Genomic DNA, 13046 nt, shown 5'->3' with positions numbered 1-13046 from the left:
AGACAGAAAAGGAGAACGACTACTATGCAGAGATCGGATTTATTGCTGGGATTATACATACTGGTTCCGGTTATCTTTTTGATCATCCCGATTCCGACGCTTTTGCTGGATTTTTTGATCCTGTTAAATATCAGTCTGGCGCTGATCATTCTTTTTACGGCACTGTTTTCCAAGGAGGCATTGCAGATGTCAGCGTTTCCGACGATTCTGCTGATGACAACGCTGTTTCGTCTGTCCCTGAACGTTGGATCTACCCGTAATATTCTGTTAAACGGATATGCCGGTAATGTTGTTGCCACGTTCGGTGACTTTGTCGGCGGAGGTAATCTGATCGTCGGCGTAATCATTTTCGTCGTGTTGATATTGATCCAGATGATCGTGATCAACAAAGGTTCCGAGCGAGTATCCGAGGTGACGGCACGTTTTACGCTCGATGCCATGCCCGGTAAGCAGATGGCGATCGATGCCGATCTGAATACAGGAGCCATTACGGATGAGCAGGCGAAGGAACGCAGACAGAAGATTCAGGATGAGGCTGCATTCTTCGGTTCCATGGATGGTGCGACCAAGTACGTTAAGGGAGATGCCACGGCAGGTCTGATCATTACGGCGATCAATTTTGTTGGAGGTCTTGTGCTTGGCATCATGATGCAGGGACTCAGTATGGATGAGGCACTGCAGAAATATACGATCTTAACGATCGGTGATGGTCTGGTGTCACAGATCCCGTCACTGATCATCTCATTGTCAACCGGTATCCTTGTCACAAAGGTTTCCAAGGAGTCGGATCTTGGCGGTGTACTGATGCGGCAATTGTTTTCAATTCCCAAGGTACTTTATATCGTGGGTGGCACGATGGTATTTCTTGGCATTGCGACGCCGTTACAGACATGGATCTGTCTTGTTTATGCCGTGATGTTTATTGCAGTTGGACGAGTTATGGAATCTTCGATGGAGGAGCAGGAGATCGAGGAGGAGGTTACTGCTGAGGAGGAGACGGCGGAGGAGATCAGGCGTCCGGAGAATGTCGTTTCCCTGCTGCAGGTTGACCCGATCGAGCTTGAATTTGGTTATGGAATTATTCCTCTGGCGGATGTCAATCAGGGCGGTGATCTTTTGGATCGTGTTGTTATGATTCGTCGTCAGATCGCACTGGAGCTTGGTTGTGTTGTTCCGATGATACGTCTTCGTGATAATATTCAGCTTAATCCCAATCAGTATGTGATCAAGATCAAGGGCGTTCCTGTCAGTGAGGGTGAGATCCTGTTTGACCATTATATGGCAATGAACCCCGGATATGTGGAGGAGGAGATTACCGGTATCCCGACCTTTGAACCGTCCTTCCATCTTCCGGCACTCTGGATCACAGAGGGGCAGAGAGAGCGTGCCGAATCACTTGGTTATACCGTGGTTGATCCGCCTTCGATCATAGCAACGCACTTGACGGAGGTGATCCGAAATCATCTGGATGAGCTTCTGACGCGTCAGGATGTACAGAACCTGATCAATAATATTCAGGAACAGAATACGACATTGATCTCCGAGCTTGTGCCAAAGATGCTAAGCGTCGGAGAAATCCAGAAGGTGTTACAGAATCTTTTGCGGGAAGGAATCTCTATCAGGGATCTTGTAACAATTTTTGAGACACTTGCAGATAATGCGACAACGACAAGAGATACTGATGTACTGACGGAGTATGTCAGACAGAGTCTCAAGCGGGCGATTTCCAATAAGTATTTCCCTGCAAATGAGATGACCAGTGTTGTGACACTTGATCCGAAGATTGAGCAGGAGATCATGAGTTCTGTCAAACAGACGGAGCAGGGTGCATATATCAATCTGGATCCGGACAGAACAAAGGGAATCCTTGAATCTGTCGGGGATGAGGTGGAGAAGATGGAAGAACTCGGCAAGAATCCGATCATCATCACTTCGCCGATCGTTCGAATGTATTTCAAGAAGATTACAGAAGAGCAATTCAGGGATTTGATCGTTGTTTCTTATAATGAGATTGAGAATGACGTTGAATTACAATCAATTGGGATGGTGACAGTATAGTGATTATTAAAAAGTATATCGGAAAAACAGAAGAGGCGGCAACGGAGCTTGCCAGACAGGAACTGGGGAGAGATGCGGTGATCATGAATATAAAAAAGAACATACCAAAAGGGCTTGCAAAATTCTTCCGCAAGGAAAGTGTTGAGGTGACAGCTGCTGTTGATGAACTTGTTTTGGAGGAATCAGCGAAGGACATGCCTGATTTTGCAAAACTGCAGGAGGCGATGCGTGGAGATGTGGCACCGGCTCCGGATTCCAAGGCGGCGAAGGCAGAGGCTGCAAAGCGCGTGCTTGCGGAAAAGAATCAGGTGATCTTAGAAGAAAAAGAATCCGTGAAGGAGGAGACGGAGGCACAGACCAATGCTATCGAGCAAAAGCTGAGTGATTTGCAGAAACTGTTAGAGAAGCAGGTGCAGGCGGCAGAAACTGCAGAGAAGGAAAAGAAATCAGGCAAAAAGAAAAAGATTTCGGACAAGAATAAGGCGTATCTGCGTTTGATCCGTTCCCAGATGAAAAACAACGAAGTGGATGAGATTTACATCGAACAGATCCTTGAGGAAATTGAGGACAGTATTAAGAATGATGCTTCTCTGGATAATGTGTTATCCGGTGTTTATCAGAAGATCGTTCTTAAGATCGGGCGGCCGCATCTCATTGATCTGCATGCCAAGAAAAAGAAATATATCTTTTTCATTGGTCCGACCGGTGTAGGAAAGACTACAACAATCGCCAAATTAGCATCCATGCTGAAATTGTCAAGCAAAGCCAAGGTGGCGTTGGTGACATCCGACACCTATCGGATTGCTGCGGTAGAGCAGCTTAAGACATATGCGAATATCCTTGGAGTACCGCTTAGGGTTGTATATTCCGCCGGAGAAATGACAGAGGCGTTTGAGGATCTCAAGAAATATGATCTTGTACTGATCGACACGGCAGGACGCTCTCACAACAATAAAGAACAGAAGGAAGACATACATGGTCTTTTGGAGACTGTACCGGAAGAGGAACGGGAGGTATTTCTCGTGATGAGTGCAACCACCAAATACCGGGATCTGGTAAGGATCTCACAATCCTATTCGGAGATTACCAAATACAGTTTGATATTTACCAAATTAGATGAAACAGATGCAGTCGGAAACATATTAAATATCCGTATGTTAACAGGGGCATCATTGTCTTATGTGAGCTGGGGACAGAATGTGCCGGATGATATCGGAAAAGTAGATGCACAGAAAATGGCAAAACAGCTTCTGGGAGGGAACAGCTGATGGATCAGGCAGAGCAGCTTAGAAATATTATCAAACAACAGAATATGAAACCGCATTCGGCGCGTGTGATCACGGTCACAAGCGGAAAGGGCGGCGTAGGAAAGTCAAATGTATCGGTAAATCTTGCAATCCAGATGAGCCGCATGGGCAAGAAAACAGTGATCTTGGATGCAGATTTCGGACTGGCTAATATAGAGATCATGCTTGGAATACGTCCGAGATATAACCTTGCAGATATGATGTTCCGGGGACGTGAGGTAAAGGATATTATCTGCACGGGACCGGAGGGGATTGGATTTATCTCCGGTGGTTCAGGGCTTCGGGAGATGACCAATTTAAACAGGGATCAGATCTTAAGCCTTGTCCGTATGATGTATGAGCTGGATCATTATGCGGATGTCGTGATCATCGATACGGGTGCGGGAATATCAGATGCCGTTATCGAGCTGGTTGCCTCAAGCTCTGAGGTGCTTCTGGTAGCCACTCCGGAACCGACGTCCATTACCGATGCTTACGCACTTCTCAAAACACTTCACCGGCACAACGGCTTTGATCCGACGGCGACATCCATCAAAATGATCGGGAACAGGATCCAGAGCTACGAAGAGGGAAGAGAGCTGTATCTGAAATTAAATACAGTTGTCAACAAGTTCCTTGGAATGGATATGGATTATCTGGGAGCCATTCCCTATGATGAACGTCTTCCGAAAGCAGTGATGCAGCAGCAGCCTCTGTCGCTGGCATTTCCGGATGCGCCTGCAGCGAGAGCCATGTTGGAGCTGGCGCTGGTGCTTGAGGATGAGAAAAAGGAAATTTCCCCTATGGATACAACACGTGGAATCGCCGGTTTCTTTACAAAGGTATTTAAACATCAGTTTCGTTCCAGATAAACAGAAAGACCGACACGAGCTGGGACCTGGTTATTTTTGACATAATTATGGGAAAATGGAGTAATGACATGAAAAATATTTTGATTGTAGATGATTCTGCACTCATGAGAAGAGTTCTATCTGATATAATTAATAAAGATGAGGAATTACATACAGAATTTAGTGCAAAGGACGGACTTGAAGCATTGAAAATTCTTGAGGAGCATAGCATCGATGCAGTTGTGCTTGACATTATCATGCCACGCATGAACGGAATTGAAATGCTCAAGGAGATGAAGCGGCGCGGCTATGATCAGAAGGTTGTAATCGTCAGTACCATTGCCAAAAAAGGAGCCGGAGAGACGATCGAGGCACTGGAGCTTGGAGCCTTTGATTTTGTGACAAAGCCGGGGAGTCTTTTCAGCGTCCGCTCCGAGGAGTTCGCAGGAAAGCTTGTGGAAAGAATCCACATGGCGTTTGGCATGAGCAAGGAGGTACATGAGAACGTTTCAAAGCCACAGGAAAACAGAGTGCCGCACTCTAAAGCAGGAGGAGTGGCAGGTGCCGGCAAGCTGGTTGCAATGGCATGCTCTACGGGAGGTCCAAAGGCTTTGCAGGATGTGATTCCGAAACTTCCGGCAAATCTGGATGCGGCGGTTTTACTTGTGCAGCATATGCCGGTTGGATTTACCTATTCACTGGGCGCACGTCTTGACGAACTCAGCCAGATCCATGTCAAGGAGGCAGAGGACGGAGAGGTGCTTTGCAAGGGAACGGTTTATATTGCAAAGGGTGGTTCTCAGATGCGAGTCATTGAGAAGAACAGGCGTGAATATGTATTATCAGTCCGGGAGGAAGAAGCCAGAAATGGATTAAAGCCATGTGCGGATATCATGTATGAATCATTGAGGGAGAGCTCATTTGATGATATCACCTGTGTCGTGATGACCGGAATGGGTGCAGATGGCACCAAAGGAATATTGCAACTCGAGAAAACCAACAAAATCTATGTGATAGCGCAGAATGAAGAAAGTTGTACCGTATACGGCATGCCGAAGGTAGTTACCGAGAGTGGTGTGGTCGATGAGGTACAGGATCTGAATCTGATCGCTGACGCAATTACAAAGCATGTGGGGGTGCGATAATATGGATGTTAGTCAGTATCTTGAAATTTTTATTGATGAAACAAAAGAACATTTGCAGACATTAAGTGATCAGCTGATGATCCTGGAGCAGGAGCCGGAGAACATGGAGACGATCAACGAGATCTTCCGTGCGGCACACTCTCTGAAGGGAATGGCGGGAACGATGGGCTACAAGCGCATGCAGCGCCTGACTCATGACATGGAGAACGTATTTCAGGAGATCCGCAGCGGCAACATGAAGGTGCAGCCGGAGCTTGTTGACGTATTGTTCCGTGGACTGGATGCATTGGAGGGGTACCTTGCCAATATCCTTGACTCTGCCGATGAGGGAACAGAGGAGAATCAGGATATAATCAATGCATTAAATGATATCGTGGAGAAGGGAACCGGAAAGTCAAGCCAGCCGAAGCCGGCAGTTGCTGCCGCACAGGTGCCTGCCGCTGACAATGCAGCGGGTGGTGCATTGTATGAGTCGATTTCAATATCCGATTATGAGATCAATACCTTTGAGACAGCAAAGGAGCAGAATCTTAATATTCTCGGCATCACGGTTTATCTGCAGGAGACCTGTATCTTAAAGGCTGCCAGAGCATTTCTGGTGTTTAAGGCGCTGGAGGAGCTTGGCGAGGTTATGAAGGCGGTGCCGGATGTACAGGATATTGAGGACGAGAAGTTCGACATGAACTTCAGCCTGATCTATTTTACACAGGAATCTGCGGAGAAGGTGAAGGCAGCAATCGAGAACGTTTCTGAGATTAAAGAGGCGGTTGTCGGTGAGTTTAAGCTTCCGGAGCAGGAGGCTGCCAAGGCGCAGGAGCCTGCAGCAAAGGAGAGTAAGATTGTGCCGGAACCAAAGCAGGCAGGTGCTGCTGCCGTCCAGAAGGACACCAAAAAAGAAACCGAAAAGAAACCGGAAAAGAAATCTGCTAAGCCTGCAGTGGGCAGAACCGTCCGCGTAGATATTGAGAAGCTTGATGTATTGATGAATCTTGTCAGTGAGCTGATCATTGCCAAAAACGGTCTTGTTTCTATCAGTTCCAACACGCAGAATACCAGAAACGATAACAGCTTTAATGAGCAGATTGAATATCTGGAGAGTGTTACCACCAATCTTCATGAGTCAGTGATGAAGGTACGAATGGTTCCGATTGAGAGCGTTGTCAATCGTTTTCCGCGTATGATCCGTGACCTGAGCAAGAAACTTGACAAGAAAATGGAGCTTCATATGACCGGTGAGGATACAGAGCTTGACCGTACGGTGATTGACGAGATCGGTGATCCGTTACAGCATCTGCTGCGTAACTCAGCCGATCATGGTCTTGAGAGTAATGAGGATCGTATCGCACTTGGTAAGTCCGAGGTTGGAAATATCTGGTTGAACGCTTATCAGGATGGTAATAACGTTAATATTGAGGTGCGTGATGACGGTGCCGGCATCAATATTGAGAAGGTTCGTAACAAAGCACTTGAAAAGGGGATGATCACGCCGGAGCAGGCAGAGGTTATGACTGATAAGGAGATTATCGATCTGTTATTCCAGCCAAGCTTTTCTACTGCAGACAAGATTACCGATGTCTCCGGACGAGGCGTTGGTCTTGACGTTGTAAAGACCAAGATCGAAGGTCTTGGCGGCAATATTGAGTGTCGTTCCGTTATGGGAGAGGGGAGCAGCTTTATCATTCACCTTCCATTGACACTGGCGATCATTCAGGCATTGATGGTAGAACTTGGCAATGAGAAATATGCCATCCCGCTTGGAAGTATTCAGACGATAGAGGATGTGCCTCTTTCTGATATTAAGTATGTTCAGACCAAGGAAGTGATCAATCTTCGAGGAACCGTCATTCCTCTGATCCGGCTGGATCAGATCCTGGATGTCGAGAGCGCAGCACAGGATCTGGAAAGCCTGACGGTCGTTATTGTAAAGAAGGGTGACAAGCAGGCAGGTCTTGTCGTTGATAATCTGATCGGACAGCAGGAGGTTGTTATCAAGTCGATCGGAAGCTATATCAACTGCAGTAAGATTATCAGTGGTGCAACGATCCTGGGAGATGGTGAGATCGCTCTCATACTTGAGGTTAACACACTGGTATAAGTCCGCTGGCTGAGAATGGAGGGGTAATATGAACAACGGTAATGTACAGAATATGGACACGGTAGCAAATGAAAAGCAGTATATTGTTGTACGGCTCGGCTCAGAGCAGTATGGCATTGACATACAGTATGTGGATAATATCGTCCGCAACCAGAGAATCACAAGAGTACCAAAGGCACAGCATTACTTCAAGGGTGTGATCAATTTGCGTGGTGAGGTTATCCCTGTCATGAGTCTTCGTCTGAAGTTTGATCTGGAACCGGATGAATATACAAACGCAACCAGGATCATTATCATTAAGCTTGAGCAGCATTCCGCCATCGGAATTATTGTGGATGAGGTCAAGGAGGTTGTGACCCTGTCGGAGGATGCCATAGACAAGCCGACAAGTGCAGACAGTGCAGGTGATTCAAGAATACAGTATCTTAGTGGCATTGGAAAGCAGGCGGACGGACTGATCTCATTGCTTAACATTGCAAATGTGGTAAATGACAAAGAAGCAGTATCATAATGATATGAGGTGACATCCATGCAGATCAAGGAAGATAAGATTGAAGAGATGGAGTTTGATATTCTGACAGAGATCGGCAATATCGGAGCAGGAAATGCCACAACGGCTCTTGCGAAGCTGATCAATGGAAGGGTAGATATGTATGTTCCAAAGGTTGAGCTGCTCGCATTTAAGGATCTGGCAGAGATTCTTGGTGGAGCGGAGGAGCTGGTGGCAGGAATCCTGCTGAGCCTTGAGGGAGATATTGAGGGATCTATGCTGTTTGTTCTGGAAAACAATGCAGCACACCATCTGGTACACCGCCTGATGGGAAGCGATGGAAGCGATGTAACCGATGAGTTTACCGAGATGGAATTATCGGCACTTTTGGAGATCGGCAATATCATTGCCGGAGCTTACCTCACCGCGATATCCCAGCTTACAAACTTAAGCATTATCCCGACCGTTCCAAGCCTTGCGGTGGACATGGCAGGAGCCATTTTAAGTGTTCCTGCGATTGAATTTGGAAAGCTTGGAGACAAAGCACTCCTGATCGAGTCCCAGTTTCGGGATGAAGAAATGGATGTTTGCGGGTATTTCATTTTAATACCTACAATGGAATCTTATGCACATATATTGAATTCATTAGGAATGTAGGTGGCAAAATGAGTGAAGGAATGATCAAAGTCGGAATGGCGGACGTAAATGTCTGTCATGCTCCGGGGGCGATTACAACACTGGGACTCGGATCCTGTGTCGGTGTCGTTTTGTACGACCGAACGACCAGAACTGCGGGTCTGGCACATGTGATGCTTCCGGACAGCACAAAGGTTCGTCAGAATCAGAACAAAGCAAAATTTGCAGATACCGGAATCGATCTTCTGATCGAAATGCTTCGGAACGAAGGTGCAAACTGTTCAATGCTCACGGCAAAGATTGCCGGGGGAGCGCAGATGTTTGCGTTCAGCACCAACAATGACATGCTGCGGGTAGGAGAGCGCAACGTTGAGGCTGTAAAGGCGAAGCTAAAGGAACTCGGGATCCGTATTCTGGCGGAAGATACCGGAGCCAATTACGGGCGAACCGTTGAATTTTATCCGGAAACCGGGGATTTTCTGATAAAATCCGTTGGCAAGCCGGAAAAGATTATATAGATCAGGGGAATCCCCCGGAGGAGAAAAATTTTGAAGACAGAGTATATTCCGAAAGTGATCACACTGCTTGCCGGGGCTGTGGTATGTATTGTATCGATCGTACGCCATATGGATACGACATACAGTCTTGAGATCCTGCTGGCAGCGCTTATCATTTTCTATATCATAGGATGTCTGGCAAGACATATTATCGAGAGGGTTATGGTCAGCAACCGTTTCGTCAAGGAAGTGACGGATGAAATGGTAAAGGAAGCGCAGGAAGCTGCACAGGAGGAATCATCAGAGTCGGAAGAAGCAGAGGAGACATCGGATCACTAAGCAGCAGGCTTCATACAGGGATGAGGGGAATTTATGAATGAGAAGGAAAGAACCGCCGTATGGGAAGAATACATCAAAACGCGCAGCCCAAAGCTAAGAGAAAAGCTGATCATTGAGTATGTGCCATTGGTCAAGGTTGTTGCCGGAAGAATGGGAATGTATCTCGGGTATACGGTTGAATATGATGATCTGACCGGTTATGGGATATTTGGTCTGATCGATGCGATTGATAAGTTTGAACTGACAAAGGGCGTTAAGTTTGAGACGTATGCCAGCCTGCGGATCCGCGGTTCGATTCTGGATCAGATCCGTAAGCTTGACTGGATACCGAGAACACTGCGTCAGAAGCAGAAGAAGCTGGATACGGCGGCAAGTCATCTGGAGAGTGTGCTTGGAAGAACGCCGACCAGCGAGGAACTTGCCGAAGAGCTTCAGGTATCGTTAGAGGAACTGGATGCCATGGTCAATCAGACACAGGTGGCGAATCTTGTCTCTCTGGATGAGTATCTGGAACAGGGCAGCGAAGTTAAGGCAGAGGAGGGCAATAAGGCGGCATTCTTACAGCCGGAGCAGGTAGTGGAACGTCAGGATCTTAAGCGGCTTCTTGCAGAGGCAATCAACGAACTGACCGAGAAGGAGCAGAAGGTGATCGCACTTTATTATTATGAAGAAATGACCTTAAAAGAGATCAGCAGTATTCTGGATGTGTCGGAGTCCAGAGTATCACAGCTTCATACTAAATCACTTCGTAAAATGAAAGAAAAACTAGGCACTGAGAATATGGGAGTCCTTGGTATCTGGAACATATAGGCTGCCGCGGTGCTGTGGCAGCCTCGCATTTTAGAGATGATACAGGGAGGAGATTCGTATGAAAAGAAATGCATTTTTTCAGCTTGTACAAAAGCAGGACGGCGTCTATCTGAAGTCTTATCCGGCATTGGAGGGAGGCGCGCCACTTTCAGTTGACGATATTTTATATTATCTGGAGCAGAAAAAGATCATGGACGTTTCGGTGGATGACATCACCTCTTTTGTGCAGAAAGCGTCAGAAACGGTAAATGCTGAGAAACGGATCATGATCGGAAAGATCTTGCCGGAAAATGAGTTTCCGGTGGTCACGATCGATCCGGAGAGGAAGTTTGCAAAGATCCGCCTTTATCCCCCATCAAGCGGAGGAAAGCGACTTTCGCTCAAGGAGCTTTTGGAACGGATCGGGCAAAACGGCGTTCAGTATGGTATCCTGAAAGAAAACGCAGCGCTTTTGTTAAAAGCACATCTTTACTGTACGGATGTACTGATCGCCAAGGCAAAGCCTCCGGTACAGGGAAGAGATGCGAAGATCACCTATCACTTTGACGTTGATAAAACCTGCCATCCGGCAATGGACGAGTCGGGCAACGTAGACTTTCACCATCTGGACATGATCGAGCATGTGCGTGAGGGACAGCATCTTGCCACACTTGCGCCGGCAGATACGGGGATCAGCGGCATAGATGTGATGGGGGAAGAATTTAAGCCCCAAAAGGTCGTGCAGCGTATTTTAAAGCATGGCAGAAATATTCATCTGTCTGAGGATGGTTTAGAGATGTATTCGGATGTTTCCGGTAATGTCACGCTGGTCGATGAGACGGTGTTTGTATCGAATCAGTATGAAGTACCTGCTGATGTAGGTGCTTCAACCGGCGATATCGACTATGACGGAAGTGTTGTTGTCAAGGGAAATGTGCTGACCGGTTATACAATCAAGGCAACCGGAGACATCATTGTCAATGGCGTTGTGGAGGGAGCAAAACTTGTAACCGCCGGAAAGATCGTTCTGAAGCGTGGAATCCAGGGAAAAGGACAGGCATCGCTTGAGGCAGGGGGAGATGTGATCAGCAATTTTATCGAAAGCGCATCCGTTGAGTGCGGAGGAAGAGTGATTACTGATGCCATCATGCACAGTCATGTGACAGCGGAGGATGATATTATTGCCAGAGGAAAACGTGGCATGATCACCGGCGGTGCATTGAAAACAAAGACGAGGATCGAAGCAAAAACGATCGGCTCTACAATGGGAACTACAACGGTGTTAGAAGTTGGGATTGACCCGAAGCTCGTTGAGCGGTATCATTTACTGGAAAAGGATGCAGAGCAGCTGGCATTGGAACGGGAATCACTGGTGCAGAATGTGCTTCTTCTTAAGAAGCGGCTGGACACACAGGGAAAGCTCGATGAAGAAAAGCTCGCATCCATGAAACGTGCAGGGCTTCGGATCAAGGAGATCGATGCGGCATTGAAGGATAATGAGGCAGAGCGTGCCGGACTTTCCGAGGAGATCAGGAAAAAGGACAGCGGACGCATTGTTGCGGAGAATATCGTGTATCCGGGCGTCAAGATGACCATTTCATCCGTAAGCACCAACATCAACTCAGAGGTACAGCACAGTGCATTTGTGCGGGACGGGGCTGACATCCGCATCAGAGCAATCTGATAAGCTTTGTATACAGCGTAAAAGCTTTTGCGGCATTTGGTCTGCAAAAGACCGGAAAGGTGTGATTATTTATGTCTTTGACAATTGATTATATAACAATGCCTCCAAAGTCTCAGGAGGTATCCCAGATACAGCATGGTGATCAGGTGCGTTACGAGCAGTCACAGCAGGAGGTTGCATCGCAGGTGCAGCAGCAGGTACAGAAGAATTCCCATCAGACCATCCGTCGTACAAAGGCAGAGAATAAAGAATACAACATGCGCGATGATGAGAGACGGAGACGTCAGGACGGTTCAGGGGGACGCGGTAAGAGACAGTCAGGGGAAACATCGAAGGAAGAAAACAAGGATCCGAAAATCGGTGGAAGCTTTTTTGATATGAAGATTTAGCCATAATGAACAACAAAAGAGGAGTAAAAACATGTTAGCAGTAGAATTGATAATGATAGCGATTGGACTTGGAGCAGTGATATTCAGCTTTCGGGTATCCGGGGAGCCGTCTGAAACGAACGCAGACAGTACACCGGTCCGGTCAGAGGATTCCAAACAGGTCAGGGAGGAGATGGAACAGTATAAGGAAGAGGTGATCAACTCCGCATCGGAGGAGCTGAGCCGGATTTCCAATGACAAGCTGCTTGGAATGAATGAATATTCCGAGGAAGTGCTCGCGCGTATGACAAAAAATCATGAAGAGGTAGTATTCCTGTATGATATGCTCAAAGAAAAGGAGGAGGACGTCAAAGACCTTGTTCATCATGTCGATTCGGTCAAAGCGCAGATCCATAATGAGACAGCGCAGGAATATCAGAAGATGATGGATGCATTGAAAAAACTTCAGGGCAGCCGTATTGCTGTGGAGGCAGAAGCCTCGCAGCCGGAAGATACGAACAGGCAGCCGGACGAAGCTCAAAAGAAAAAGAAAAATAAGAATCTGAAGAGTACGCAGGCGCAGAAGCTTACGAAGGATCTGGAGAAAAAGAGCAGGGCAGCCCGTGAAACCGTTGAAGAGGATGATTCGGAGGATGTTGCATCAGAAAATCCAAACAATCACAATGCAGAAATTATAAAGCTTTATAAAGAAGGAAACTCTGTCTTTGATATTTCGAAGCTGCTTTCGATCGGTCAGGGAGAAGTAAAGCTTGTGATCGATCTATACAAAGCGAGTCGATAAGAAAGG

General features: G+C 47.1%; 13 protein-coding genes. All 13 read left to right on the top strand.

The window, feature by feature from the left end; genetic code table 11:
* Window positions 1-24: 24 nt before the first annotated feature.
* The 13 genes from flhA to DXA20_RS05965 all read left to right on the top strand — a co-directional run bounded on the left by flhA (window position 25) and on the right by DXA20_RS05965 (window position 13040).
* The gene (gene flhA, locus DXA20_RS06025; RefSeq protein WP_022306090.1) at window positions 25-2058 is read left to right on the top strand and encodes a flagellar biosynthesis protein FlhA; all 2034 of its coding nucleotides are present in this window, start codon (window positions 25-27) and stop codon (window positions 2056-2058) included.
* Window positions 2058-3326 (top strand): flagellar biosynthesis protein FlhF, encoded by a 1269-nt coding sequence (gene flhF, locus DXA20_RS06020; RefSeq protein ID WP_022306089.1) that lies wholly within the window; start codon window positions 2058-2060, stop codon window positions 3324-3326. The genes flhA and flhF overlap by 1 nt, the downstream gene beginning before the upstream one ends.
* The gene (locus DXA20_RS06015) at window positions 3326-4216 is read left to right on the top strand and encodes a MinD/ParA family protein (protein WP_118559665.1); all 891 of its coding nucleotides are present in this window, start codon (window positions 3326-3328) and stop codon (window positions 4214-4216) included. The genes flhF and DXA20_RS06015 overlap by 1 nt, the downstream gene beginning before the upstream one ends.
* Window positions 4217-4284: 68 nt before the next feature.
* Window positions 4285-5340: a chemotaxis-specific protein-glutamate methyltransferase CheB gene (cheB, locus tag DXA20_RS06010; protein WP_118559664.1), complete on the top strand. Its 1056-nt coding sequence runs from the start codon at window positions 4285-4287 to the stop codon at window positions 5338-5340.
* A 1-nt stretch (window position 5341) separates the two neighbouring features.
* Complete coding sequence (locus DXA20_RS06005) at window positions 5342-7435, top strand: chemotaxis protein CheA (RefSeq protein WP_118559663.1); 2094 nt, start codon at window positions 5342-5344, stop codon at window positions 7433-7435.
* 28 nt (window positions 7436-7463) lie between these two features.
* Window positions 7464-7946: a chemotaxis protein CheW gene (locus tag DXA20_RS06000; RefSeq protein WP_243100558.1), complete on the top strand. Its 483-nt coding sequence runs from the start codon at window positions 7464-7466 to the stop codon at window positions 7944-7946.
* Between the two features lie 18 nt (window positions 7947-7964).
* The gene (locus tag DXA20_RS05995; protein ID WP_118559662.1) at window positions 7965-8582 is read left to right on the top strand and encodes a chemotaxis protein CheC; all 618 of its coding nucleotides are present in this window, start codon (window positions 7965-7967) and stop codon (window positions 8580-8582) included.
* An 8-nt stretch (window positions 8583-8590) separates the two neighbouring features.
* Window positions 8591-9079, top strand: coding sequence for a chemotaxis protein CheD (locus DXA20_RS05990; RefSeq protein ID WP_022306082.1), 489 nt, complete (start codon window positions 8591-8593; stop codon window positions 9077-9079).
* A gap of 30 nt (window positions 9080-9109) precedes the next feature.
* On the top strand, window positions 9110-9397 hold the full coding sequence (locus DXA20_RS05985; protein WP_118559661.1) for a hypothetical protein: 288 nt from the start codon (window positions 9110-9112) through the stop codon (window positions 9395-9397).
* Between the two features lie 33 nt (window positions 9398-9430).
* The gene (locus DXA20_RS05980; RefSeq protein WP_118559660.1) at window positions 9431-10207 is read left to right on the top strand and encodes a FliA/WhiG family RNA polymerase sigma factor; all 777 of its coding nucleotides are present in this window, start codon (window positions 9431-9433) and stop codon (window positions 10205-10207) included.
* Window positions 10208-10265: 58 nt separating this feature from the next.
* Window positions 10266-11870: a DUF342 domain-containing protein gene (locus tag DXA20_RS05975; RefSeq protein ID WP_118559659.1), complete on the top strand. Its 1605-nt coding sequence runs from the start codon at window positions 10266-10268 to the stop codon at window positions 11868-11870.
* Window positions 11871-11941: 71 nt separating this feature from the next.
* Window positions 11942-12259 (top strand): hypothetical protein, encoded by a 318-nt coding sequence (locus DXA20_RS05970; RefSeq protein ID WP_118559658.1) that lies wholly within the window; start codon window positions 11942-11944, stop codon window positions 12257-12259.
* A gap of 31 nt (window positions 12260-12290) precedes the next feature.
* Complete coding sequence (locus tag DXA20_RS05965) at window positions 12291-13040, top strand: DUF6115 domain-containing protein (protein ID WP_118559657.1); 750 nt, start codon at window positions 12291-12293, stop codon at window positions 13038-13040.
* The last annotated feature ends 6 nt before the right edge of the window (window positions 13041-13046 follow it).

Origin of the sequence: Roseburia sp. AM59-24XD (assembly GCF_003478445.1) — a bacterium.
Taxonomy (GTDB): domain Bacteria; phylum Bacillota; class Clostridia; order Lachnospirales; family Lachnospiraceae; genus Jutongia.
The sequence above is the reverse complement of the archived record's forward strand: the minus strand, read 5'-3'. Positions and strand labels throughout refer to the sequence as shown.

What these genes read in the sequence shown, in the direction of transcription:
- flhA (WP_022306090.1), top strand. Translation starts at nt 25, where the DNA reads ATGCAGAGATCGGATTTATTGCTGGGATTATACATACTGGTTCCGGTT.
- DXA20_RS06015 (WP_118559665.1), top strand. Translation starts at nt 3,326, where the DNA reads ATGGATCAGGCAGAGCAGCTTAGAAATATTATCAAACAACAGAATATG.
- cheB (WP_118559664.1), top strand. Translation starts at nt 4,285, where the DNA reads ATGAAAAATATTTTGATTGTAGATGATTCTGCACTCATGAGAAGAGTT.
- DXA20_RS06005 (WP_118559663.1), top strand. Translation starts at nt 5,342, where the DNA reads ATGGATGTTAGTCAGTATCTTGAAATTTTTATTGATGAAACAAAAGAA.
- DXA20_RS06000 (WP_243100558.1), top strand. Translation starts at nt 7,464, where the DNA reads ATGAACAACGGTAATGTACAGAATATGGACACGGTAGCAAATGAAAAG.
- DXA20_RS05995 (WP_118559662.1), top strand. Translation starts at nt 7,965, where the DNA reads ATGCAGATCAAGGAAGATAAGATTGAAGAGATGGAGTTTGATATTCTG.
- DXA20_RS05990 (WP_022306082.1), top strand. Translation starts at nt 8,591, where the DNA reads ATGAGTGAAGGAATGATCAAAGTCGGAATGGCGGACGTAAATGTCTGT.
- DXA20_RS05980 (WP_118559660.1), top strand. Translation starts at nt 9,431, where the DNA reads ATGAATGAGAAGGAAAGAACCGCCGTATGGGAAGAATACATCAAAACG.
- DXA20_RS05975 (WP_118559659.1), top strand. Translation starts at nt 10,266, where the DNA reads ATGAAAAGAAATGCATTTTTTCAGCTTGTACAAAAGCAGGACGGCGTC.
- DXA20_RS05970 (WP_118559658.1), top strand. Translation starts at nt 11,942, where the DNA reads ATGTCTTTGACAATTGATTATATAACAATGCCTCCAAAGTCTCAGGAG.
- DXA20_RS05965 (WP_118559657.1), top strand. Translation starts at nt 12,291, where the DNA reads ATGTTAGCAGTAGAATTGATAATGATAGCGATTGGACTTGGAGCAGTG.